At 60.9% G+C, this 24,482-nt stretch carries 23 protein-coding genes and 2 riboswitches; of the genes, 11 read left to right on the forward strand and 12 right to left on the reverse strand.

The window, feature by feature from the left end:
• Positions 1–6: 6 nt before the first annotated feature.
• Positions 7–1,089, reverse strand: coding sequence for a putative urea ABC transporter substrate-binding protein (locus tag LDB26_RS16370; protein WP_257539211.1), 1,083 nt, complete (start codon positions 1,087–1,089; stop codon positions 7–9).
• Between the two features lie 556 nt (positions 1,090–1,645).
• On the opposite strand from LDB26_RS16370, the gene LDB26_RS16375 reads away from it, so the two are divergent.
• The gene (locus LDB26_RS16375; RefSeq protein WP_062061609.1) at positions 1,646–2,476 is read left to right on the forward strand and encodes an ABC transporter substrate-binding protein; all 831 of its coding nucleotides are present in this window, start codon (positions 1,646–1,648) and stop codon (positions 2,474–2,476) included.
• 40 nt (positions 2,477–2,516) lie between these two features.
• Here LDB26_RS16375 and cobO read toward each other — a convergent pair whose 3' ends face one another.
• The 5 genes from cobO to LDB26_RS16400 form a co-directional block, all read right to left on the reverse strand.
• Entirely contained in the window at positions 2,517–3,122 is a 606-nt protein-coding gene (gene cobO / locus LDB26_RS16380; protein WP_062061612.1) for a cob(I)yrinic acid a,c-diamide adenosyltransferase, read from the reverse strand.
• A 2-nt stretch (positions 3,123–3,124) separates the two neighbouring features.
• A complete protein-coding gene (cobN, locus tag LDB26_RS16385; RefSeq protein WP_257539212.1) occupies positions 3,125–6,844 on the reverse strand; it encodes a cobaltochelatase subunit CobN in 3,720 nt (1,239 codons plus the stop codon).
• Positions 6,844–7,878 carry a cobalamin biosynthesis protein CobW gene (gene cobW / locus LDB26_RS16390; RefSeq protein ID WP_257539214.1) on the reverse strand — a complete coding sequence of 345 codons (1,035 nt, stop codon included), beginning with the start codon at positions 7,876–7,878 and terminating at the stop codon, positions 6,844–6,846. Before cobW ends, cobN begins: the two co-directional genes overlap by 1 nt.
• 210 nt (positions 7,879–8,088) lie before the next feature.
• Complete coding sequence (locus LDB26_RS16395; RefSeq protein ID WP_373886212.1) at positions 8,089–10,065, reverse strand: TonB-dependent receptor plug domain-containing protein; 1,977 nt, start codon at positions 10,063–10,065, stop codon at positions 8,089–8,091.
• A 187-nt stretch (positions 10,066–10,252) separates the two neighbouring features.
• Positions 10,253–10,504, reverse strand: a riboswitch (cobalamin riboswitch).
• Positions 10,505–10,586: 82 nt separating this feature from the next.
• On the reverse strand, positions 10,587–11,096 hold the full coding sequence (locus LDB26_RS16400) for a histidine phosphatase family protein (protein WP_257539218.1): 510 nt from the start codon (positions 11,094–11,096) through the stop codon (positions 10,587–10,589).
• Positions 11,097–11,156: 60 nt separating this feature from the next.
• A riboswitch (cobalamin riboswitch) is annotated at positions 11,157–11,320 on the forward strand.
• 31 nt (positions 11,321–11,351) lie between these two features.
• Between LDB26_RS16400 and LDB26_RS16405 the strand changes: the two genes are divergently transcribed.
• Positions 11,352–11,579 carry a CbtB domain-containing protein gene (locus tag LDB26_RS16405; RefSeq protein WP_062061625.1) on the forward strand — a complete coding sequence of 76 codons (228 nt, stop codon included), beginning with the start codon at positions 11,352–11,354 and terminating at the stop codon, positions 11,577–11,579.
• Between the two features lie 44 nt (positions 11,580–11,623).
• On the opposite strand, the gene LDB26_RS16410 is transcribed toward LDB26_RS16405, so the two are convergent.
• The gene (locus LDB26_RS16410) at positions 11,624–11,836 is read right to left on the reverse strand and encodes a hypothetical protein (RefSeq protein ID WP_257542232.1); all 213 of its coding nucleotides are present in this window, start codon (positions 11,834–11,836) and stop codon (positions 11,624–11,626) included.
• Here LDB26_RS16410 and LDB26_RS16415 point away from each other — a divergent pair.
• The 4 genes from LDB26_RS16415 to LDB26_RS16430 all read left to right on the forward strand — a co-directional run bounded on the left by LDB26_RS16415 (position 11,747) and on the right by LDB26_RS16430 (position 15,342).
• On the forward strand, positions 11,747–12,430 hold the full coding sequence (locus LDB26_RS16415; RefSeq protein ID WP_257542173.1) for a CbtA family protein: 684 nt from the start codon (positions 11,747–11,749) through the stop codon (positions 12,428–12,430). The genes LDB26_RS16410 and LDB26_RS16415 overlap by 90 nt on opposite strands.
• Before the next feature lie 403 nt (positions 12,431–12,833).
• Positions 12,834–13,658, forward strand: coding sequence for an SDR family NAD(P)-dependent oxidoreductase (locus tag LDB26_RS16420; protein ID WP_257539219.1), 825 nt, complete (start codon positions 12,834–12,836; stop codon positions 13,656–13,658).
• Between the two features lie 11 nt (positions 13,659–13,669).
• Positions 13,670–14,395, forward strand: a complete 726-nt coding sequence (locus tag LDB26_RS16425; RefSeq protein WP_062061633.1) for an EthD domain-containing protein — start codon at positions 13,670–13,672, stop codon at positions 14,393–14,395.
• A gap of 134 nt (positions 14,396–14,529) precedes the next feature.
• Positions 14,530–15,342, forward strand: coding sequence for a hypothetical protein (locus LDB26_RS16430; protein WP_257539220.1), 813 nt, complete (start codon positions 14,530–14,532; stop codon positions 15,340–15,342).
• 91 nt (positions 15,343–15,433) lie between these two features.
• Here LDB26_RS16430 and LDB26_RS16435 read toward each other — a convergent pair whose 3' ends face one another.
• The 3 genes from LDB26_RS16435 to LDB26_RS16445 are packed head-to-tail and all read right to left on the reverse strand — an operon-like array spanning position 15,434 to position 17,513.
• Positions 15,434–16,531: an IS630 family transposase gene (locus tag LDB26_RS16435; protein WP_019052766.1), complete on the reverse strand. Its 1,098-nt coding sequence runs from the start codon at positions 16,529–16,531 to the stop codon at positions 15,434–15,436.
• A 60-nt stretch (positions 16,532–16,591) separates the two neighbouring features.
• Positions 16,592–17,041: a nuclear transport factor 2 family protein gene (locus LDB26_RS16440; RefSeq protein ID WP_062061639.1), complete on the reverse strand. Its 450-nt coding sequence runs from the start codon at positions 17,039–17,041 to the stop codon at positions 16,592–16,594.
• Positions 17,042–17,078: 37 nt separating this feature from the next.
• Positions 17,079–17,513 carry a nuclear transport factor 2 family protein gene (locus LDB26_RS16445; protein WP_257539221.1) on the reverse strand — a complete coding sequence of 145 codons (435 nt, stop codon included), beginning with the start codon at positions 17,511–17,513 and terminating at the stop codon, positions 17,079–17,081.
• 313 nt (positions 17,514–17,826) lie between these two features.
• Here LDB26_RS16445 and LDB26_RS16450 point away from each other — a divergent pair, with 313 nt between their 5' ends.
• The 5 genes from LDB26_RS16450 to LDB26_RS16470 all read left to right on the forward strand — a co-directional run bounded on the left by LDB26_RS16450 (position 17,827) and on the right by LDB26_RS16470 (position 22,851).
• A complete protein-coding gene (locus LDB26_RS16450; RefSeq protein WP_062061646.1) occupies positions 17,827–18,639 on the forward strand; it encodes an SDR family NAD(P)-dependent oxidoreductase in 813 nt (270 codons plus the stop codon).
• Between the two features lie 112 nt (positions 18,640–18,751).
• Positions 18,752–19,516 carry a GntR family transcriptional regulator gene (locus LDB26_RS16455; protein WP_257539222.1) on the forward strand — a complete coding sequence of 255 codons (765 nt, stop codon included), beginning with the start codon at positions 18,752–18,754 and terminating at the stop codon, positions 19,514–19,516.
• A gap of 145 nt (positions 19,517–19,661) precedes the next feature.
• The gene (locus LDB26_RS16460; protein ID WP_257539223.1) at positions 19,662–20,579 is read left to right on the forward strand and encodes an NADP-dependent oxidoreductase; all 918 of its coding nucleotides are present in this window, start codon (positions 19,662–19,664) and stop codon (positions 20,577–20,579) included.
• A gap of 26 nt (positions 20,580–20,605) precedes the next feature.
• Positions 20,606–21,688 carry a phosphotransferase family protein gene (locus LDB26_RS16465; RefSeq protein ID WP_257539224.1) on the forward strand — a complete coding sequence of 361 codons (1,083 nt, stop codon included), beginning with the start codon at positions 20,606–20,608 and terminating at the stop codon, positions 21,686–21,688.
• An 89-nt stretch (positions 21,689–21,777) separates the two neighbouring features.
• Complete coding sequence (locus LDB26_RS16470) at positions 21,778–22,851, forward strand: LLM class flavin-dependent oxidoreductase (RefSeq protein WP_062061658.1); 1,074 nt, start codon at positions 21,778–21,780, stop codon at positions 22,849–22,851.
• A gap of 69 nt (positions 22,852–22,920) precedes the next feature.
• Here the strand turns inward: LDB26_RS16470 and LDB26_RS16475 are convergent, their stop codons facing one another.
• Together LDB26_RS16475 and LDB26_RS16480 are read right to left on the reverse strand one after the other, a co-directional pair.
• Positions 22,921–23,937: an alcohol dehydrogenase catalytic domain-containing protein gene (locus LDB26_RS16475; protein WP_062061661.1), complete on the reverse strand. Its 1,017-nt coding sequence runs from the start codon at positions 23,935–23,937 to the stop codon at positions 22,921–22,923.
• Between the two features lie 120 nt (positions 23,938–24,057).
• Entirely contained in the window at positions 24,058–24,249 is a 192-nt protein-coding gene (locus LDB26_RS16480; RefSeq protein ID WP_257539225.1) for a hypothetical protein, read from the reverse strand.
• Positions 24,250–24,482: the final 233 nt, after the last annotated feature.

Below are 24,482 nucleotides of genomic sequence, written 5' to 3' on the forward strand. Positions count from 1 at the left end.
ACAGGATCAGAGTTTCCCATCGGCGGCGAGCTTCATATAGCTGTCGTCGAAGCGCAGCGTCACACGTCCGGGATCGCCCAGGGTCTTGCCGCCGGGGAAAGCCATGCCCACCGCATCGGCGGACGATGCGCCCTTGAACAGCCCTTTGGAAAAGCTGAAATCGCGCACACGCGTCATGGTCGTGACGAGCGCCGGGGAAGAGGTCGCCGCCACGGCGGCTTTCGGATCGGAATAGAGATAGGTGGTCGACAGCTGATTTTCGAACATCTCCGGCTTCGCCCCCGCCAGCTTCGCCATCGCCGCTCGCGCCTCCTTGCCCTTAGCGTCCTGACGCTTCATGAGAGCCACCGTCTCATACCAGATACCGGCAAGCGCTTTGCCCAGATTGGGATTGGCCTTGAGCGTGGCAGTGTCGACAACCAGAAGATCGAGGATTTCGCCCGGTATGTCGGCGGAACTGAAGACCTGTTCTGCCCCGGCCTGCCCCCTCATGACGGAAAGCTGCGGGTTCCAGGCGACGGCCGCGGTGACGTCGGGGCTTGCGAATGCGCCGACAATGTCAGCGTCGGACGTGTTCACGGTCTTGACGTCCTTGAGCGCCAGACCACTCGAAGCGAGCGCGCGCGCAAGCAGATAATGGGATACGGAAAGCTCGACGAGGTAGACCTGCCGCCCCTTGATGGCGCTGATCTTGTCCGCGCCTTTCAACAGGACGCCATCGTTGCCGTTCGAATAGTCGCCAACGATGATGGCGCTCGTATCCTTGCCGCCAGCGGCAGGAATAGTGAGCGCATCCATGTTCGCGGCGGTCACGCCGTCGAATTTACCGGCCGTATATTGATTAACGGACTCAATATAATCGTTCACCTGAACGATATTGATCTTTATGCCATATTTGTCGGCCCATTTCTTCACGATTCCGGCCTGCTGGGCATAAGGCCAGGGCATCCAGCCCGCGTAGATCGACCATCCGATATTGAATTCGTGCCGTTGCTCCGCTGGGCCATTTTGCTGCCGGGAGCAGGACGCGGCCAGGAACGCTCCGGCTATCAATGCGATCTTGCTTGCCCTGCTTATCGATCCGACCATGATTCGTCCCCTTTTCGCATCGCAGCATCGTTCGATTTCTTGGCCTTGTCTAGTGAGATATTACTATTAATAAATTTTGTAATACTTTATGCCGTCATCGCGGACCACGGCCGGATCAGGCCGACACAAAAGCGAGGTGGCGGGCAGTCTGTCATGAAACCCCATGCGCTCAGCGTTCCCGGGGATGAAGGCGAGATCGGCTTTCCCTGCGGCTTGGTGAATCAGAGGAAACATAGCTGAGCCGGGCATGCAGTCGCCAAAGCGCACCTATGACCCCACCTCCTCTTATGCGCTTCGCCAAGTAGCAATCGCATAGGGGTGGCTTTCCGCATCGCAGCAGATATTTTTCCCCACCCATGCGTCCTTGATCATTACGCTCGGCCATATTTATACGCTGGCCATAACCGTGGCCGACATTGGCGTGAGAGCGATAAAGCGGTTTCAGCTTGCTCAACGCCAATATGATCCGGTAGCGCAACGCCAACGATCCAACTGGCCGACCGATAGTCTTCGAGCCTTGGCTCCTGATGGAAATTTTGAGGTTTGAATCGTTAGCATGTCAAGATGCTCGGGCTATATTGCGATTCTCATCTCATGCTTTCTGACAAGCACGGTAGCATCGCAGGGCACCAACGAGCATCACTACAAACCTCAGCGCATTGTCTCCCTCAATCTTTGCGCTGACCAATATCTGATGGCCATTGCCGACCCGGCGCAAATCGCCGCACTGACACATCTGTCACGCGACCGGGCCATGTCCGCCGGGGCCGCCGCCGCGGATCGCTTGCCTGTCATGCGCGGATCGGCGGAGGAGGTTCTTACGCTGAACCCCGATCTGCTGGTCGCATCGCCAAGTCGCCGGATGGAAACCCGCGCGGCATTGAAGGGGCGATATCCCCTGTTGGAATTGCCGTCCGCCAAAAGCTATGCAGACATTGTGCGTCAGGTCAGGGAAATCGCCACCGCCGTTGGCCATGGGGACCGCGGAGAGGCATTGATCCGCAATATGGACGCTTCGCTCGCCCGGCTTCCTCCCAAGCGCCCTCGCGGTGTTGCCGCTTATTATCAGCGCCGGGGTTATCTGACAGGCGCCGGCACACTCGTAGACGATTTGATGGCGCGCATGGGGCTCGTCAATCTTGCGACCCGCCTGGGCAAGCCCGCCTTGTCCCGGATGTCGTTGGAGGAAATGATCGCAGCAAGACCGGACTATATTATCATCGAGGATGCCAGCGACAGGGTGACGGATCTCGGCACCGAAATGCTCCATCACCCCGCGCTGAACGGGATCAAGCGATTGCACCTGCCCCAGGCATGGACGGTATGTGGGGGACCGGCCTATGTCATGGCCGCCCAAAGCCTGGCCCGGCAGCTTGACCGCCATTAAAACCGGCCGTCCGCTTCTTCGCCCCCCACGCAAGCGTTGATTAAAATTCGATTCCGGCCTGCGCCTTCACGCCGCTGCGAAAGGGGTGCTTGATCAGGGTCATCTCCGTCACGAGATCGGCAGCCTCCATCAGGGCTTCGGGCGCATTGCGGCCGGTCACGATGACGTGGGTCATCTCCGGCTTCCCGCCAAGCACCTCCAGAACCTCGTCAAGCGGCAGATAATCGTAGCGCAGGACGATGTTGAGTTCATCGGCCAGCACCATATCATAGGCCGGGTCGCGGATCATGCGCTTGACCTCTTCCCACGCCTCACGCGCAACGGCGATGTCGCGGGCGCGGTCCTGCGTGTCCCAGGTGAACCCCTCGCCCATCGGCTTGAATTCCACATGCCCCGGGAAGGCGTCGAATACAGCCTTCTCCCCGGTCGCCATCGCGCCCTTGACGAACTGGACCACGCCAACCTTCTTGCCGTGACCAATGGCGCGCACGACCATGCCGAGCGCCGCCGTCGTCTTGCCCTTGCCTTTGCCGGTGTGGACGACCAGCAGGCCTTTCTCGATCGTCTTGGCGGCGACGATCTTGTCATGCGCGGCCTGCTTCTTCTTCATCTTCTCGGCGTGCCGCTCTTCGGTGCGTTCAACCATCGTCATGCTCCTGCAAGGTTGGCGAGCAACAGGCCCGCGCTGTTGGATCTGGGTTTCCACATGCCGCGCTCCAGCGCCTCGGCGAGCCGGGCCGCGGTTTCGCGAAGGGCCGCGGGATTGGCCTCCGCCATGAAGGCGCGCACCGCCTCATCCTCGATAAAGGCGGCGTGGACGGCGTCGAAATGATGGTCGCGGACCGCAGGGGTCGTCGCGGCGAAAGCGAAGAGGTAATCCACCGACGCGGCGATCTCGAACGCGCCCTTGTAGCCGTGGCGCATGACGCCGGCGATCCATTTGGGATTTGTGACGCGGGCGCGAACGACACGGCCGATTTCGTCCTCCAGCGTCCGGATTACCGGGCGTTCTGGACGGCTGTGATCGTTGTGATAGGCGCGCGGACGCTTGCCCGAGAGATGCTCCACCGCCGAGGCGATGCCGCCCTCAAACTGGTAATAATCATCGCTGTCGAGCAGGTCGTGTTCACGATTGTCCTGATTCTGTATCACGGCATCGGCCTCAGTCAGACGCGCGGTGAACAGTTCGCGCTCCGCATCGCCCTCGACGCCCGCACCATAGGCATAGCTGCCCCAGTCGAGATAGACATTGGCGAGGTCCGCCCGATCATGCCAGATTTTCTCGTCGATCATCGCCTGGAGGCCCGCGCCATAGGCACCGGGCTTCGACCCGAATATGCGGAAACCGGCGCGCAGAGCGGCCGCCTTCGCGTCATTCCCTTCATCGATCAGGCGCGCGGTCTCGGCGCGATGACGGGCGGCGGCAGGATTATCCTCCTGCGGTTCGTCCAGCGCCATGACCGCGCGCGCCGCCGAATCGAGCAGGTCGATCTGCTCGGGAAAGGCATCGCGAAAGAAACCCGAAACGCGGAAGGTGACGTCGACGCGGGGGCGATCGATCTCGGCCAGTTTCATGACCTCGAAACCGATCACGCGGCCCGACGTCCAGTCCCAGCGCGGGCGCACGCCCATGAGAGCCAGCGCCTGGGCGATGTCGTCGCCGCCGGTTCGCATGTTTGCCGTGCCCCAGGCGGACAGCGCCATGGCCTTGGGATATTCTCCCTCGCGCTGGAGATAATCGTCGATCAACAATTGCGCGGAGCGGCGGCCCAGTTCCCAGGCGGTGGCGGTGGGGACCGAACGAGTGTCCACCGAGTAGAAATTGCGCCCCGTCGGCAGGACATCGGGCCGCCCGCGTGTCGGCGCGCCGGAGGGGCCGGGCATGATAAAGCGCCCGTCCAGGCCCGCCAGCAACGCCGATTTCTCGGCCGCGCCACAGGCATCGACGCGCAACGCCAGATCGCCAAGCACCGACCGCATGACCGCCGCCGACGCCGGACCCGTTGGCAGCGCACCGTCCACCAACGTTACGGCGAGCAGTTCGAGGCGCTCGATCGTATCGCCCTTCGTGCGCCAGTGGGCGTCGGACATGCGCGCCAATCTATCCGGTTTGGGGCCGGTCCAAGCCTCGCCCATGGTGCAATCCAGCGGATCGAAACCAAGCGCCAGATCATCCGCCATCGCACGAAGCAACGATGCCTGTCCTGCATGATCATGACCGCGCGGCGTTCGCGACAGGGCGATGAGAAGGTCGGCGCGCAGCCGCCCCTCCGGCGACCGGGTAAAGATATGCAACCCGTCACGGATCTGCATTTCCTTCAATTCGCACAGATAATTGTCGAGCGCCGCGAGCGCTGCGTCACCGTCGCCCACGGCGCCCGCGTCCGCATCGAGGCCTTGCGACCGGGCAAGATCGAGGATTTCCATCCTGAGATGGTTGATCCGCCGTGGGTCCATCCCGGCGGCGAGATAATATTCATCGACCAGCACCTCCAGCGCCTTGAGCGGGCCATAGCTTTCGGCGCGGGTCAGGGGCGGCGTCAGATGATCAATGATGGCGGCGCCGATCCGGCGTTTCGCCTGCGTGCCTTCACCCGGATCATTGACGATGAAGGGATAGAGCTGCGGCACCGGACCAGCGCAGATTTCAGGGAAACAGGTGCCCGACAGCGCCAGCGCCTTGCCGGGCAGCCATTCGAGATTGCCATGCTTGCCGACATGAACGACGGCTTGCGCGCCAAATGCGCGATGGAGCCAGAAGTGGAAGGCGAGATAAGCGTGCGGCGGCACCAGCGCCGGGTCATGATAAGTCGCCTTGGGATCGACATGGTAGCCGCGCGCCGGTTGCACCGCGACGACGACATGATCGAAGCGATGAACGGGCAGATGAAAGGCATCCTCGCGAACGAAGGGGTCGTCCTGCGGGGCGCCCCACTGCTCTGTCACGGCATCGCGGACCTCACCGGGCAGAGCGTCGAACGCAACATGATAATCGGCGAGCGGCAGACTGACTTCGTGCTGACGATTCATTGATATGGGCGCATTGGTCACGCCACCCATCATGACCGCCATCAGCGCCGCGCCGTCTTCCGGAGCGTCACCGACGCTATATCCGGCTTCTCGAAGCGCCGTGAGGATGGCGGCCGCGCTGGCGGGCGTGTCGAGGCCGACGCCATTACCGATCCGGCCGTCGCGATTGGGATAGTTGGCAAGGACCAGCGCGACGCGCCGCTCCGGCACGGGCGTGCGCCGCAGGGCGGCCCAGTTGGCTGCAAGATCGGCAACGAAAGCCACGCGGTCGGGCGCGACCCGCGGTACCACGATGCCGCATTGCGTCCTTTCATCGAACCGCTCGACCGCCTTGAAGGCGACAGCGCGGGTGAAGAGGCGGCCGTCCACCTCGGGCAGCGCGACATTCATGGCGAGATCGCGGGGCCCCAAACCCCGGGGACTGTCGGCCCAATTGCCTTGCTCCACACCGGCGAACACCGTTTGGAGGATAGGGCAGTCGGCATCTTCAAGGATCCCTGCGACACGACTTTCGCCGGGCGACGAGGCCGCGAAAGAGGTTGCGTTCACAATGATGTCGGGCTTTATCGCCGCGATAAGGCCCCGCAACCAGTCGATCGCGAAGGGTTCGCGCAGTGCCCGGACATGGACCGCAAGGACGTTCAGCCCCCGGCTCGCCAGCGCGGCCACCAGGGCATCGACGGCATCGAGCGTGCCCGCCATCATCAGCGCACGATAGAAGCAGAGCAACGCCACCGGCCGCCCGTCGGTCCAGCCCGCCCGCACATCGTCCAGCGTCGGACGTTCGACACCCGCAAGATAAAGCCCTGCGTCGGCAACGGGCACGGGATCATCGGGCGGACCGATGTCGCGGCCGATCAGCCGCGCGGCATGGCGCAGGAAGCTGACGGCATTGGCGACGCCGCCCTGGCGCAGATAATCCCGCAGTCTTTCGCTAACCTCCCGGGGCACCGTGGAGGCGGCATTGAGTGACGGATCGGGTTCGCGCCCATCGGCGATGGCGGCAAAGGCGATCCCTTTCTCACGCGCGACCCGTGCGATCTCGTCGACGCCATAGGGCCAGTAAGCCTTGCCTCCCAACAGGACGACGCACAGGAAGCGGGCGTGGGCGATCACCTTTTCGACATAGAGATCGACCGAATAGGGATGCTTGAGCTGCAACAGGTTGGCGAGCCGGATCGACGGCGCCTCGCCACCGAGCATGGACGCCGCCTTGGCGAAGCAGGCCAGTTCGCTGTCCGCCACCGTCAGGACTATGATCTCGCCGGGCGATTGCCCAAGGTCGATCGCCTCATCGCCATTGGAGACGCTTCCCGGCGTGGCGGCCAGCAGGTGCATCAGAGGAGCACCGCCGTCAGAGCGTTTTCGATGGCGGCTTGGTCGAGGCCCTTCTGGCCGATCACGACCAGTTGCGAGATGCGCGCCTCTTCGGACTTCCACGCGCGGTCGAAATGGTGCTGAATACGCGGGCCTACCGCCTGGATCACCATCCGTGCCGGACGGCCTTCAATCGCGATAATGCCCTTGACGCGCAGGATGTCGTGAGCTGCGATCAGGGGCGTCATGGCCGCGAGAAGCGGATCGATGCTGGCGACCTCGCCGCCCCTGACGACGAAGCTATCGAAATCGTCATGATCGTGGTCCGGCTCGGCATCGTGATGCGATGGACGGGCCTCCAGATCATTCTCGGCGCCAGCGAACAGTCCGAGCAATATGCTGGCATCGACCGCGCCATGATCGGCCCGCACGATCTTCACGCCGTCGCGGGTGTCGCACGATATATCGCTCTCGATCCGGCTCAGCGTATCGTCATCGACCAGGTCGGATTTGTTGAGAATGACGAGATCGGCGCAGGCGAGTTGATCCTCGTACAGTTCCTCCAGCGGGCTGTCATGATCGAGTGACGGATCGGCAGCGCGGGCGAGGGCCAGTGCCGCTTCGTCGGTCGCGAACCGGCCAGCGGCGACGGCATCGGCGTCGATGAGCGCCACCACGCCGTCCACGGTCGCGCGAGTTCGGATGTCGGGCCATTGGAAAGCCTTCACCAGCGGCTTGGGCAATGCGAGACCCGATGTTTCGATGATGATATGTTCGGGCGGGCTGGGCCGGTCGAGCAGCTTTTGCATGGTCGGAAGAAAATCGTCGGCGACGGTGCAGCAGATGCAGCCATTGGCCAGTTCCACGATGTCGTCTTCGGGGCAGGCTTCCTCATTGCAGCCGCGCAGCAATTCGCCATCGACCCCGACATCGCCAAACTCATTGACGATCAGCGCCAGCCTGCGGCCCTTCGCATTCTGGAGGAGATGGTGGATGAGCGTGGTCTTGCCCGCGCCCAGAAAACCGGTGATCACCGTGGTGGGTATCTTGCTCAAGCATTCGCTCCTTGTTGGATGGGGGCATGGGTGACGGTGGATTTGCCGCTCGCGTCTCCTCCTGCCGCGCTCGGCCCGGGAATTGCGCCCGGCCTTGCGAACGCCATCCCTGTGACAAAGGTTACCGCAGCGGGAAGTGGCGGGACGCCGCTGCCCCGCAATAAGCGGGACCAGCGATGGAGGAAGAGAAACGAGCGGAGCATTACAGCGTCAGAAACTCAGGCCGTAACTGACCCGGAGCGTCCGGGGCACGCCGCGCAGGAAATAAAGAAAGCGCCCGCCCGCATCGGCGGGAGCCGATCCCAAACCGCGCGTCGCATATTCTTTGCCGGTGGCGTTTTCCACATTCACGCCGAAGCGATGCCGCCGCGCCGCGCCGTCGACATAAAGATGCGCGCCGATGTCGAGGGTCGTGTAATTGCCATAGTTCTGGCGCGGGAAGCCAAAGGGCGAGGAATAGGCGTCGCCGACCCAGTTCACCGCGACATTGGCACCGAAGGGCAAGTCTTCCGGCGCATAGGCAATAGCGCCCTTGGCATATTGCCGGGGCGTTCTGTCGCGCTGGGTTGTCGAACCTCCGTCGCGAGCCCGGGTATAGGTATAGCTCGCATTGATATGCCAGGCCTGCGCCAGCGTCGCGTCGATCTGGAACTCGGCGCCGCGCACCTTCACGCGGGTATCGACATTGATGAACGTGCCATTGGGAAAGGCTGGATCACCATAATATGTGTCGATGAGGTTGGTGATCCTGCGCTGGAAATAGGTCGTCTTCCAGTTGAGCGCACCACCCGCCAGCGGAAAAACTCCACCTACGGTCAGATTGATGTTCAGGCTCTGCTCCGGCCTCAGGTTCGGATTGCCGATCTCACAGCACGGGTCGATGCCATAGAGCGACGATGCATCAGGCAGGATGAAGGATGTGCCGCCAATGCCCTCGACATAGAGGGTGTCGCTGATGTCGAAACGGCCGCTGACGTTCCAGATCGTCTTCTTCGCACCGCCGCTTTCATTATAGCGCGCTCCAGCCGCGATCCGGCCTCGGTCACTGATTTCATCGGTGGTACGGACCTGAAGGATGCCGGCATGCACCTGTTCGCTGATCTTGCCGATCAGCAACACGTCGTCGCGGCCGTTGAAATTCTGGAAATCATAGCCGATCAGATATTCAAGGCCGCGGTGCGGATGCAGTTTTACGACCGCGCTGCCGCCATAGTCCTGATAGCCCCAGAAGGTGCCAGCCGGATAAACCACGATCGGCGGTCCGGCTGGAATAGGATTGAGTATCTGGACATAGGCCGTCTTCCAGTCGTGAAAATAGCCCTTGAGGAAGAACTGGATCGTGTCGCTTCCGGTATAATCGAGGCGAGCGCTCGCAATCTCTTCATTGCGGTCGTTGCGGCTTGTGTTGACGCGCGAGGCGCTCAGATTGTCGAGTTTCGCTTCCGTGTGCTGATATTGCAGGTTGAGACGCAGGTCTGGCGTGAAATCGAACTGATATTTGCCGCCTACCGACCACAGGCGATAGCCGCGCTTCCGGTCGGTCGCGCTGGGCTGCATGACGCTGTAGGGGCGATACCCTTCCGCCTGGTTGCGGGAGGCATAGACCACGAACTTGTGATCGCCGATGCTGCCCCGCGCATAGCCGTCGAGATTGACGCCGGAGCGACTGTCGACGCTGCCATTCACCTGTCCGTTGAAGGAATCGGTGAAGCTGCGCGTCACGACATTGATGACACCAGCCGCCGCCTGCGTGCCGTAGAAGAGGCTCTCGCCACCCTTCAGCACCTCGATGCGCTCGATCATGCTGGCGGGCAGCGTGTCGTTGGGCGAGGTGCTGCCATAAAGCCGGTTGTTCAGGCGGATGCCGTCGGCCGTCCACAGCACGTCCTGCGTGCGCGACCCCTGGAGTGAGATATCGACATAGCTGAACGGCCCGGAACCCGGCATGATATAGAGACCCGGCACCGTCTGCAGCGCGCGCGCAACATCGACATATCCGCCGTCGCGCACCTGCTTGTCCGTAACAGTCTCGATATCGCTGCCATAGCGGGACAGTTGCTGGGGCAGCAGCTCTTCCAGGCTCTTGCCAGTAACGACGATGCCGTCCGCATCGTCGCTGGTTTCGGCCTGCGCCGGTGTCGCGGTGAAAGAAAGAACGGCGGCAAAAGCCAGCCGCGATAGGATGATATGGTTCAAGACAGTCCCCCGTCGGCGTCCAATCGACGTTGGACAGGGGCGTGCCGTTCACGAACGGTCGGCACGCGCGGCGACCGGACGCCAATGGGCGGCCGACGCACGTCTCCGATGCGGCCCCTGCCGCGCGTTCGTCGCTCAGACGGAGTTCACCGTGCCACGGCCATCCCCTGGGCCAGGGCAAGAGCGACCAGACGCCGGCAGGTCTCCTGGCTCATGGGTCATCGCTTGATGCACGGCCTTCCCAGGCCTCGCATGACTTAGCGTCCGGCCCAGTGGCTGGCGGTTCGGGTCGTTATGTCCGTCCGCACATGTACATCGCACTCGCCACTTACAGTTGCAGGGACAGCCGCGGCATTGGATGGATGCATCCATCCGCACCGCATTCCCTTTTAAGGCCTCTCACAAGGCCACCAGCGCGATCATTGTCCCCGATTCCAGCCGGAGCCTTCCGCAAGGACGCGCAGCCAATATGCCAGATGCAGGCGGATCGCAAGCGCCACGGATACGGACAGTCAAAGGGGGCGGAGTGCCTGAAGCCGCCAGCCACGGTTGAACGACAGGGTGACACTGGAAAGCGGCGCGATGTCTATTCGCAATAATGCCTGCTGCGGCAGGTCGAGCGCAACGCCGATCGCGGCCCTGATGACCATGGGATGGGTGATCGCGAGCACATCCCCGTCGATGCCATCCATCCATGCTCCGACCCTCGACAAAAGCATTGCCATCGTTTCGCCGCCCGGCGCGCCGGGTGCCGGATCGGCAAGCCAGCGAGCGAAGGCGCCTGGATCACGCGCGTGAATGTCCGCGAAGCTGCGTCCCGCCCAGTCGCCATGATCGATGTCCCGCAGTGCCGGCTCGACCTGCGCGGCCACTCCCAAAAGATCGGCCGTCTGTTGCGCCGCAGCCATCGGACTCGTGACGATAGTCCTGGGGGTTGGGCGGGGCAGGCGCAATCCAGCGGTCGCGCGCGATCCTCCTTCATCGACGGCTTCGCCGGGCGCCGGAAAACCGCCTTCGCGCATAGATGGCGTCGCCGCGTGGCAGAGCAGGTTCAGGCGCTTGATCAGTCGATCCTCCCGGGAGACGTTGACGCTGCGCCCGGTTCCATCCTATGTCGTGCGGGCAAGGTCGAGGAAGAAGCCGGTGAGATTCCGGCACGGTCGCGCCACTGTTATCGTCCGCTGCCTATCTCTGTCGAGAGGGGGCGGGTGAAAGTCAGACCTTCCTCGGGCGAACGGACACCGGCGGGACGCGAAAATCCCGAAAGGAGCATCATCATGGCCACCACGACGCTATTTGCCGAAGACATCTTCATCCCCCTGCAGGGCGGCAGCACCATACCACTGCGCGAAATCCTGCCCTGGGCGATATTCGGTACGCTGCTGGCGCTGATCTTCCTCTATTTCGTCAGCACCGAACAAGGCGCCTTTTCGTTGTTCAAGGGTATGTATGTGCACGAATTCGTGCATGACGGTCGGCATCTTTTGGGCTTCCCCTGCCACTAGAGCGGTTTGCGATCCGACTGCATCAGATCGGCCGCATCTATTCCCTATTTTACCGCGATTTCCCGATCAGCGATCGATTCCGATCGCCTGGGCATCGCTTTGAGGCGGAATTCGTCATGAGCAGAAGCCTTCTCATCCGCGGCATGATCGCGGGAATCATCGCAGCCGTGCTTGTCACCCTGTTCGCCCGCGCCTTCGCTGAGCCATCGATCGATCTGGCCATAGGGTTCGCAACTGCCCACGAACATATGGCGCATGCGGACATGGCGAGCATGAGCGTGCCGGAAGAAGCTGAGTTGGTCAGCCGCGCGACACAGAAAGGCCTGGGCCTCCTGACGGCGATAACGCTTTACGGCGCGGCAGTAGGGGGTATTTTCTCACTCGTCTTCGCTGCCGCCTACGGCCGTATCGGCATGATCGGGCCACGCACCCTGTCCCTGTTGCTCGCCATCGCGGCATTTTTTGCCGTCGCCCTGGTGCCCGCGCTCAAATATCCACCGACGCCGCCAGCGGTGGGCCTGCATGAAACGGTCGGCTTTCGTACCGCAGCTTTTTTTGCAGCAATCGGACTGTCGTTGGCAGCTCTCGCCATCGCCTTCAGCCTTGGGCGTGGCCTTGCCGAAAAATTCGGAGGCTTCAACGGCAGCATCGGCGCCGTCGTCATTTATATCGTGACGGTTTTCATAGCCCAGGCCGTTTTGCCGGAGATCAACGAGGTGCCCAATGATTTCCCGGCGACCGTGCTATGGGACTTTCGGGTCGCCTCCATAGCCATGCAAGGGGTTCTTTGGTCGATCATCGGGGTGGGCTTTGGCATGATGGCGGAATCTGTGCTGCGGAAAGAACAATGACCCGCGGCGGCCATCAAGGCCCATTCTTCCGCCTTTGATCCCGAAGGCCATATCCAGCATCCGCGCCCGGCAGTTCGACGAGCCGGGTCCGGCATGTCATGCCGCATCCAGCGCAAGGTCATGGGAGCATCTGCTGCCTGTTCGCAGCATCCGGTCAGCGACCGCACGGCATTTCATAAATGCGATACTCAGAAAGCAAAAATACCACCAATATGCACTATTGAGTATGTTGCAGATTATCTTCATACTTCCCCAAAGCCATGCCGCGACCTTTTACTGGCATGATCGGCAGGGGCATCGACCATATTGAATGACGATCCGAACACGGACGGCTGGTGGATGTCGGTAAAGCAAAGGAACACCGCGCAAAAGGCGATCTGCAAGTGGACTGGAGAGGAAAAGCATGAACCGTTTGGCAAACAAGGTGGCGGTCGTCACCGGATCGGGCGGCATCGGTGAGGCCAGCGCCCGGCGTCTTGCGGCCGAGGGCGCTCAAGTCGTCATAGGCGACGTCAACACCGCCAGCGCGAACAAGGTCGCCCAAAGCATTGTTGCAGATGGCGGCAAGGCAACCGCGCTCCACCTTGATCTTGCCGAGGAATCGAGCATCATCGCCTTCTTCGCCGCGATTGAGGCTGAGCATGGTCGGTTGGATGTCCTGCACAATAATGCGGCCGATACGCGCGGCGAGCAGATGGCGCTGGATATGGGCATAACCGCCATGCCAGCGGAGATTTGGGATCGCGCATTTCTGGTGAATACGCGCGGCACCATGCTGATGATAAAGCACGGCATACCGCTGATGCTCAAAAATGGCGGCGGGTCGATCATCAACACCAGTTCGGGCGCCGCGCTGCGCGGGGATCTCTATGGCCCGGCCTATGCATCTTCGAAGGCGGCGATCAACTGCCTCACCCTGTATACGGCGACGCAATATGGCAAACAGGGCATCCGGTGCAACGTCGTCTCGCCGGGCCTGGTCGTGACTCCCAATGTCTACGAAAGCAATTCCCAGGAACAACTCGACAGAATCGAAAAGCACAAGCTGACACCCTATCTGGGCGCGCCGCGCGACATCGCCGCCGCGGTAGCATTTCTGGCCTCCGACGATGGTCGATTCATGACTGGACAGGTCATGGTCGTCGATGGTGGCATCACCGACCATATGCCCTATTTCTCCGAGGTTCTGGAAAATTTCGCCGCCGATCCCGCCAACCGGTCGATTTGAGGATAAGCCCCATGTGGAGAGTGACGACACTTGTGAACCGGCAGAGCGCGCTCGATGAGGCGCAGTTTTCCCGGCGCTGGCAGGATGAACTGGTCCCTGCGATCAGGGACGCTTTGCAGAACCTGGGGACATTGCGGAAACTGATCCTCGACGTGCCGCCAACGGCGCTGAGCGAGAAGGTAAGAGCGGTTTTTCCGCCTCAGTTCGATGGCATGGCGGAGTTTTGGTTCGATACGGCGGAAGATGCCGCGGCTGCGATGAAGGCGCTGTCGCAGGATACAGCGCTGCGCTCGCTCGCCGCGAGCATCGTTTCCGCCGCAGATGGGGTCGCCTGGCTGGCCAAGGTCGTGCCATCGAAACCGGATTCGGGATCGGTCGTCAAATTTCTGGCAGCGGGCGACATTGTCGACACGCTGACGCTGGAAGAAGCGCAGAGCTATTGGGCCAATGTGCATCCCGTCGTGGCCCAGACCGTGCCGGAAACGTGGAACATGCTGACGCGCTATACGCAGTTTCACGGCAGACCCACTCCGACATTGGAGATGGGAGACTGGCTGGCGCAATATCGCTTCGTGCCGATGGCCGCCGACATGGGCTTTGCCGACGCGGAGGACTTCATCGCCATGTATACCCACGAGGATTATCTCGCCGTGATACGGCCGGATGAGGAAAAATTCTCGCGCCCGGGGGAAATGCTGAGCTTCGTGACAGGCGAGGAACGCCTGTTGGTGGGTTGAAAAGCCGGCTGTATATTGAGACTGAAACGGCCGGACAGTTGCCCATCCAGCCCTTCAGAAGCCGCGCCCGGTAAGATAAATATGGCGCGGCCACGATCAAAGCCGCGCGGTGACGCGCTGGGAGAGGGAAGCATATGACCTATGTTCCAAAATTCTGCCGGATTGCGGTGGTGGTCGACGATCTTGATGCCTTCACCCGTGACGCGGCGGCGCTGTTGGGCCTCCATTTCGTGAGCCCGAAGCTGGACGAGCAATTCACGGCGTTCAGCGTGGCCTTTGGCGAACATGGCCTGATGGGCATTCAACCGCACGAGGAATTACCCTTTGCAAGTCAAGGGCGGCTGATTGAAGTCGCCATGGACGTAACCAGCGCCGATGCGACTACGGACAGACTTGTTGCAGGGGGCTATCAGCCGGTGGTCACCAATTTCCTGCCCGCGCCGGCGGCGAACGAATATCTGTTCGGCAGGGATTTTCATAATATTCCGCTGATGGTCTGCACGGCAGGCGACAATGAGATGCAAATGCGCGAACAGGGCCCATTCGCCGAACTGGAATTGGCGCCCTTGCCCAAAGTGGGCGCGGTGACGTTGGTGGTGGAAAATATGGCGGACACCGCGCGGGATCTCGAACGCTTTTTCGATATGACCTTCGTGCCTTGCGATCCTATGGGTCTGGGCACTGCCGGACTGAGCGGCGCCCATCGTGTCCGACTGGTGGAGGGCCATTCCCCCTTTCATGCAGAATTCCACCCACCTTTGGCATCGATCGACCTTATCTACGAAGATGTTGAACGGCAGCGGGCCATGCTTGAAAAGTCAGGATTCTCACTCAGCGAACGCGCATTGCGGTCGGGCGGGCATGCTTATTATCTGGGCTCGTCTTTCCACAATGTCCCGATCACTCTCTATCCGGCATCGGCCGATCAGGAGTTGAAGGGGATTTAGGAGGCATCGACATTCAGGCATTTGTGGAGCGAGGCAAATGCCCACTCCAACGCCATTTCCAACCCCGCCGGAATAGAATGTCGATTATCCCCTAGTCACCTGAATCCGAAGTTCGGCTCATTGTTTTCTGACAGAAGCGCCTAACCGAGGCGAGGATATCGTCGGCGGATTTGACCCACTTGTAGGGCTTGGGTCTTTCGTTGTGAGCGGTGATGAAAGCGACGATATCGGCTTCGAGTTCGGCCGTTGATCGGTGGACGCCTCGCTGCAACTGCTTGCGCGTCAACTCGGCGAACCAGCGCTCGACCTGATTGATCCACGATGCCGACGTCGGCGTGAAGTGTACGTGCCAGTGCGGGCGGCGTGCCAGCCAGGCCTTGATCCTGGGCGTCTTGTGAGTGGCATAGTTGTCCATCACGAGGTGGACCTCAAGGCCTTCAGGCATGGCTGCATCGATCTGCTTGAGAAAGTCGAGGAACTCGGTCGCGCGATGTCGCCTGTAGCATTTTCCGATCACGGCGCCGGTGGCAATATCGAGCGCGGCGAACAGCGATGTCGTGCCGTTGCGGACGTAGGTATGGGTGCGCCGCTCGGGCACACCAGGCGCCATGGGCAGGACCGGCTGCTCGCGATCGAGGGCCTGGATCTGCGATTTCTCGTCTACGCATAGCACCACCGCGCGGTTCGGAGGCGACAGGTAAAGACCGACAATGTCTTGCACCTTGTCGACGAACAGCGGATCGCTCGACAGCTTGAACGTCTCCGACCGATGTGGCTGCAGACCGAATGCGCCCCAGATGCGCCGGATGGTGGTGTGCGATAGTCCGACCTCGGCTGCCATCGAACGGATTGACCAATGCGTCGCGTCCTTGGGCGTGGTGTTCAGCGTGCGCTCGATCACCTGCGCCACCTGCGCGTCGCTCACCGTGCGCGGACGGCCCGCCCGATACTCGTCGGTCAGGCCTTCAATCCCGGCTTGCGCAAAACGGCGACGCCATTTGCCGACCGTATGCTCGTGAACCCCAAGTCGCTCGGCAACCTCCTTGCTCTGCAGCCCGTCCGCGCACAGCAGTACCATCCGGCAGCGGTCCGATAGTGAACGCGGGGCCTTATGACGCCGAACCTGCGATTCCAGGAACATGCGATCAGCTGCACTCAAAACCAACTTGTCCGCCTGACGCCCGACCATCCATGCCTCCTGCGCTCAACAAGAAGCATATACAATGTAGCTTACTTCAGTTCCAGGTGACTAGTCCGTGAGCGCTTTGCCAGCCCGGGCCGCCGCGGGATTATCGGGATTGAACTCACCGAAACATTCGACCACCAGGTGGCTGCAGCTATATTCGCGCACCTCCTCGATCTTCCCGTCGCGTAATTGGAAGATCAGGCTGTAGGCATTGTCATAATGCTTGCCGTTTTTGAGATAGGCATCGGTTTGCGCTTCCAATACGACAAGATCGCCGTCACCGATAAGATTTACCTGTTCCATCCTGATCGGCGATTCCAGCAAGGTCGACTGCGCCTCTGGCGCCGCAGCGAACTGCTCCTTGTTCCAACGATATTTGAGCCATTCCGGGCTGCGCGCCATGGTCTTGAATAGAAAATCCTCCGTCAACAGGTCGAGGATCTTCTCATTCTGACCGCTGTTCACGGCTTCGAGCCAACGGGTTACGATCTGCTTATTCTCTTGTGTACCCATGATCGTCTTCCATTTCCGTGCAGTATGTTTCTTGCGGTCAGGCAGCCGCCATGATCTGCTCGAACTGATCCATCGTGACACCCAGTTTCTTGATGAGATCGCCCGAGTCATAATATTCGCGCCAGCCGCAGATTTTGCCATTGGCGTCTATATCGAACACGGCATTCAGACGCGTTTCGACACGCCTGCTATCATGATTCAGCGTGACCGTGTCGGTCCGCTCGGTGAAGACATGGGAATCGCTGGAACCCATTGCATGGATGATGCAGTCGCAGTCGCTGTAGAACTCATATTGCCGTTCCAGTTCGGCCCGGATTGCCTCACGACCACGCGAAGGCACGCGCATGGGCACCAAAGGCTGGTAGAAAGCATCATCGCTGAAATATGTATCGAGGAGCTTCTTGAAGTCCGGCCGGCCCTCGTGAAAGCCGTCCAGAAATGCCTTCACATGCACCTCATGCGCTATCGTCATCCTTGCCTCCTTGCGTCCGTTTTCAACATCGGTTGGCTTGCCGGACCGCCGCCATTCCCTGTTGCCGGTTTTTCTGCATTTATCGGTATATTGCATGATGAAATTTGTTATGCATGATGTCAACCGTTCCGCACGGCCCTTCCGGCTGCTTGGAACGTCATAATCGCCAGTGACCGCGCAATGGATATAGAGGGGCATCATCCCTTTCGTGCATGCAGCCGGCACGTTGGGCTTTATTGGATAGCTGCATTTCGGATCGGCAATCGACCCGATGGTTGCAACTCACGGTTCAGAAAGAAAAAGGAGCAGGAAGATGAACAGGCTTGAAGGCAAGGTTGCGATCATAACGGGCGGCGCCGGGGGGCTCGGCTCAGCGAGCGCAAAGCGGTTCATTGCAGAGGGCGCGCGCGTCGTCGTCGCGGATCTGTTCGAAGACCGGGCGCTGGCAGTCGCCGATGCCCTTGGCCCCAATGCCGTGGGCATGTTCTATGACGCAAGTGAAGACTCCTCGATCGAAGCCGCCATCGCCAAAACGGTCGAGAAATTCGGCAGGCTCGACATTCTGTTCAACAATGCGGCGCTGACCGATCACAAGATGCACGTACAGGACAGAACGTCGATCGATATCCCGCTGGAGGTGTGGGACAAGACGATGGCGATCAATGTGCGCGGCATATTGGTCGGGTGCCGTTATGCCATCCCCCACATGATAAAGGCCGGCACGGGTTCGATTATCAACACGGCATCCGATTCCGGCTTTGCCGGGGACAATGTGCGTATCGCCTATGGCACGTCGAAAGGCGCCGTGATCACGCTGACCAAATATATCGCCGTTCAGCACGGTCGCCAGGGCATTCGCTGCAACGCCATTGCCCCGGGCGTCATCCTGACCGAACAAATGAAGGGCTTCCCGGTCCTTGCGGAAACGATCCATCGGCACGTCGTCACGCCGCGCCTGGGCGAACCGGAAGATATTGCCGCGCTGGCAGCGTTCCTGGCGGCCGACGAGTCCAGCTACATCACCGCGCAGACCATTCAGTGCGATGGCGGCCATCTCGCGCATCAGCCCCAACTTGCCGACATGATCGCTCTGGAAGCCAGCGGGCGGGGCGACGTCATCGAATAGGCAGGAACCGCTTCACGCGGACGGCCGATGATCGCGCCGTCGGCCATCCGCGTGAAATCCGCATATTATGCATACCCTTGAACTCCTTTTGCCTTCGATCTAAGGCGATGGGATGGAAGACAGCAGCATCACCGGACGCGCATATTCAATTTTGCGATCCGATATCATTTCCTGTCGACTCTCGCCCGGAGTGCGGCTGAACATCTCGCAGCTTCAAAAGAAGCTGACGCTCAGCCAGGCTGCAGTGCGAGAGGCGCTTTCGCGCCTGGCTGCCGAAGGGCTGGTAGAAATCGAGCGCAATCGCGGCTTTCGGGTTTCCCAGGTCTCGACGACCGGCTTCCGCAAATTGACAGAAGCGCTGATGGCGATCGAACTGCCATGCTTGCGGGCCGCCATCGTCAATGGCGATCTGGAATGGGAACTCAACCTGATCGCAGCCTACCACCGCGCCCTTCGGACGCTGGAACTGGTGGTGGAGGGCAAGGAAGAACTCAATTCCTACGCCAATGAACGCCTGGCTTTTTACGAAGCCCTGCTGGCGGCTGCCGACAATCCATGGCTGCTCTGGTCCTGGCGCCTTCTATATACGCAAAATGCAAGATACCGGCAGATCTATATGTCGCTCGCGAAATTCGAGCTCGACCTCAATCCGCATCATGAGCAGATATTGAAAGCCGTCCTCGCCCGCGACGTTGATCGCGTAGTCGCGCTCAGCGTTGAGAATTACGAGAAAGTGTCCCAGTTCATCGAAGAACAGATTCACGAGACTTCGCCACCAAAGCCTCAAGCCCCGGCGGCAACGGCGCGGCAGCCCAATGCCTCGATAAAACCGAAAAGAACGCCGCGTCGCCCTGCCAGAGCGATCCAGACTGACTGATGCCGGCATGCGGCAGTTCGCCGCCTTGGCGTGACCGACCGCCCATCGAAAATAATTAATGGGTTCATGCATGATTATGCGCTTGACCCTTCGGTGCGCGCCTCATAGCCTCGGGCCAAGAGCGGGGATTTGAGAGGATAAGATCATGCGGGCAGCGCAGATTTCTGCCTATGGCGGGCCAGATGTCCTGAAGATAGTCGACGTGCCCATCCCGAGTCCGGGGCCCGGAGAGGTGCTGGTGAAGGTAGCGGCCGCTGGCGTCAATCCGGTCGATTGGAAGATCAGGGAAGGTTATCTCGCAGAAGCGGCCCCGCTGACCTTTCCCGCGACGCTGGGAAATGATGCCGCTGGGACAATCGAAGCGTTGGGCGCGGACGTTCAAGGCCTTTCAATAGGCGACGCGGTCTTTGGGTCACCCGGCATAACCGGCGGCTTTGCGGAGTTCGCATTGCTCAAGGTCGATCAGCTTGCCCGCGTGCCAAATGGGATGTCCTTGGTCGTGGCAGCCGCGCTGCCAGTGGCCGCCGCCACTGCGACGGTTGCGCTGGATACGGCAGAAGTAAAGGCTGGCACGCGGCTTCTGGTGCACGCGGCGGCCGGCAGCGTCGGCAGCCTGGCGATCCAGTTGGCGAAAGCGCGCGGAGCCCATGTTACGGCGGTGACGTCCCGGGCCACGCAGGACCATGTTCGTGGCCTTGGCGCCGACATCGCGCTGGTTCGTGAAGAGGATTGGGCGACCCAGGCGGGGCAGATGGATGTCGTGCTGGACGGCGTAGGAGGCGCTACCCAGGAAGCGTCCTGGCCCGTGCTGGCAAAAGGCGGCATATTGGTCAGCCTGGTTCAGCCCCCGTCCGAGGAACATGCCCAAGCGCTCGGCGTGCGGGGAATGATGGTCTTCGGACACCCGACCGCAGAAGCGCTGGGGAGCGTGGCCGCCCTTGTTGCGAGTGGCCAGGTCCAGATTCCGATCGCGGGAGAGTATTCGCTCGACGCCGTCAGTGAGGCACTGGCCGTCAGCCAGTCGGGCGAGGTGGTCGGCAAACTTGTCGTCAAAATCGGCTGAACGCAGCCGGAACGCAAGAGGTAGGCATGGCTCAAACGCGGCGCGACTTGTCGCGGCTGGACGCGTGGCTTTCGTCGCACACGCAACTTGGTGCGAACTGTCATATCGTCAGCATCGGGCAGCCGAAAACCGGCTTTTCCGCAGATACCCTGCTCCTGTCCGTTCAGAGTGAAAAAGGCGCGGCGGATATCGTCTTGCGGATCGAGCATCCGGGAAGGAACATCTTTCTCGACGCTTCGATCGAGCGACAGGCCCGGATGATGGAGGCATTGGCCCAGCGAGGCGTCCCGGTGCCCGATATCCTGGGATGGGATGTAGAAGGCACGGTTCTCGACGCGCCTTTCCTGGTGATGTGCAAGACGGACGGCGCATCCTTGCCGCAATATCCCAGCTATCATGTGGCCGGTCTGCTGATCGAGCTGGACCCGGCGGAGCGCGCCCGCGCATGGCGCCAATCGCTCGAGACGATGGCGCAGATCAATCGCCTGGACTGGCGCGACGGCTTCGATTTCCTTCTGTCACCGCCCTACGGCGCGCCGGGACTGGAGCATTATCTGGGCTGGATCGCTGCATGGCGGAATCTGGCGTGCAAAAAATCGCATCCGGTCATCGATCAGGCGATGGCCTTCCTTCGAGACAATCGGCCGCCCGTGGCGGACATCGGCCTGCTCTGGGGCGATTCCAATCCCGGCAATCTGCTGTTTGGGCCGGACGGGTCGGTCACGGCAGCGCTGGATTTCGAAGCAGCATCCGTCGGCCCCGCTGAAATTGACCTGGGCTGGTGGTTCGTGGTGGACCGGATGCTGGCCGCCGGGAATCCGCTCCCGGCGGGCATGCCGAACCGGGATGAGCAGGTTGCGATATTTGAACGGGCCCTTGGCCGTCCGGTCGCCGAACTAGCCTATTTTGAAGTGCTGGCGGCTCTGCGGATGGCGCTCGTCATAGCGCGGACGGCGGACATCCTCATCGAGGCGGGCGCTCTTCCTGCAGACAATCAGGTGGCAGTCTACAATCCGGCGGCGTCGATGCTCGCTGGCCTGCTGGGCATTGCCCATGACGGGCGCATGGATCACTATATGGGCATGGTTCAAGCCATGAATCAACGATGAGGGACTGCCTCAAGGATAATGCATAATTATGTTCGACATTGACGATCTGAGGTGATAGGTCGATTGTATAGCAGTAGGGAGAAGCGGCGATGAAGGTTTCATTTCTGGGGATGACGTCCTATGACGGCCCGGCTCCAGGAATAGAGATTTGGCCCGCTTCTCCGAGCTATTGCGATCCATCGGTGGCACAGGCATCGGTGGAACGATGGCTGGATTTGTGCTGCCTGGCAGAGGATTTGGGCTTCGACTGGATCAGCTTTTCCGAGCATCATTACGCACCCTATCAGATGACGCCTAACCCCGTTGTGCTCGCGGCGGCCGCCAGCCAACGCATCAAGCGCGCGAAAATCGCACTTCTTGGCCCGCTCGTGCCGCTCAACAATCCAGTGCGGCTGGCGGAAGAGCTGGCGATGCTCGACATCCTCACCGGCGGGCGGTTGGTGACCCTGTTCCTGCGCGGCACCCCCAATGAACATGGCACTTACGATACACCGTCCGACCAGACCCGTGGGATGACCCAGGAGGGCATCGACCTTATCCTGAAAGCCTGGCGCGAGAAGGAGCCGTTCGCCTGGAAAGGCGAGCACTATAATTTCAGCACCATATCGACCTGGCCTCGTGTGATACAGCAACCGCATCCGGTGGTCTACGGATCGGGGAACAGTGAAGAGTCGATCGCCTTCGCCGCCGAGCGCGGCTTAGGGATCGCCTTCTCCTTTGCTCCGCCCGAGGTGGTGAAGAACTGGGTGGAACTCTATCACGCACGGGCGGCCGTTGCCGGATGGACGCCGACGCCCGACCATGTGATCTATCGCGGCCTTGCCTATGTCGCGCCGACAGACGAGCAGGCTGCTGAGCACATGAAAGCACATTTCGGTGCAATGGCAGAGCAGCAGTCGAGAATTCAGTCGAAGACCATGGGCGGCCCTCCGGTCGTTCCCCTGATCCTCCAGCCCTATTTCCTGGGGTCTCCGGAAACGGTGATTGATCGCTTCGCGACGCTGCGCGACTGCGGCGTCGGCGTCACCGATCTGGTGTTCACGATCGGATCGCACGCACAGCAGGAAGCGGCTATTCGCCTGTTCGCCTCGTCAGTCCTCCCCACGTTGCATGCCTGGGATGTGGACAGTTCGCAGGAACAGAAGGCCGCCGCCGCACGCTAGGGCCGATCGAACTTCCTTGCTGGTCACGAAGATGACGTCGGTCCGGCCGTCCAACCACTGCCGATATTATCAGCGCATTTTCAGCACCACGCGAAATCGGGCTTTGCCGCTCATCATGCGATCATAGGCCGCCTGGGCTTCCTCGAACGGGAAGATTTCATTCATTGAACTCACGTTGTTGAGTTTACTGAAAGCGAGCGTGTCCTCGGAATCCGCGGCCACGCCCGAATACCAGCCCTTCACCGCCGCGCGCTTGCCGAGCAGATCCAGTGTATCGACCGGGAAGGTTCCGACTGCCCCGATCACCATCATCACGCCGTTAGGGCCCAGCCCTCCCACGATGGCCCGCATGGCGTCCGCACTGGTAACGGTTGCAATGATCGCGCGTGCGCCGCCCATCTGCTGCAATATCTGCGCGACATCGCCATCCTCGCTGTCGATATAGTCATGGGCGCCCAGCTTCCGCGCGAGTTCTTCCTTGCCGCGGCCGCGATTAACCGCAACGGTGCAAAAGCCAAGCCGCCGGGCGAATTGAATGCCCAGATGACCCAGCCCACCGACGCCATGAATGACAACGAGATCGCCAGGCCCCGCCCCGCAATTGCGTAACGCATTGAAGGTAGTGATCCCGGCACAGAGGAGCGGTGCGGATTCGATCTGGTCGAGATCGGTGGGGACATGGGCAACGGCGGTGGCATCGGCAACAAGGTGGGTCGCGTAGCCACCATCACGGGTGACGCCGGTAACGGCCTGTATGACCTCACATGCGAAGGCTTCGCCCCGGCGACAGCGAACGCAATGGCCGCAAGAGCCACCGAACCAGCCCACCCCGGCACGGTCGCCGACCTGCCAGCCGCCAACATTGCTTCCAACGGCAGCCACAATTCCAATCACTTCATGTCCCGGAACGCGCGGATATGCGATGCCGGGAACATGACCTTCGACCGTCAGTGCATCGCTGTGGCATACGCCGCAGGCATGAACCTCGATCAATAGTTCGCCGGGAGCCGGGTTGGGAATGTCACGCTCAATACGTTCGAATTTGCCGCCCGCATGCGGCACCGCCATCGCGATCATATTGGGCATTGGGGCTTCCTTCCGGCCAGAATCCATCATCGTTATAGGACTTACCGGTGTCTCATGCCACGTAGATCGCCAAATCCGCAGAACCGGCCATCCTCCAGTTATCGGTCAAGAGAAGGCCGATCAGCGGGACCAGCTTCTATCATTTCTATCATGGCGACCATGGCGGTCGTGCCGATCATGCCTGTGGTCCCGGTCATGGCCATGACGCCGATCGCTGTTATAGCCCGGTCGTCCGTCACGGCAGGCCGATACCGAAGCGCCCGTCAGCACCAGCGTCGCGATAACCGCGACATTCATTCCACGCATCTTCATCTCTGTTCTCCTTGTGCAAGCTGAACCATTCGGGGCAACGTGCGGTTCCGGCGATGGAGTGACGAGGCGCCGCTGAGCACGCTCGCCGCCGGTGGGCTTTTGAATCAGTGAAATTGCCATCGAAACCCTCCCAACCTCCCGCCTTTCGGCCAGCCGAGTCGCATCGGCCAAATTTACGGGGTGCCGCATATGTCCTTGTTTGATGTGCGGAACGAATATGCACTGGCTCCATC

The organism is Sphingobium sp. CFD-1, assembly GCF_024611115.1.
GTDB lineage: Bacteria > Pseudomonadota > Alphaproteobacteria > Sphingomonadales > Sphingomonadaceae > Sphingobium > Sphingobium baderi_A.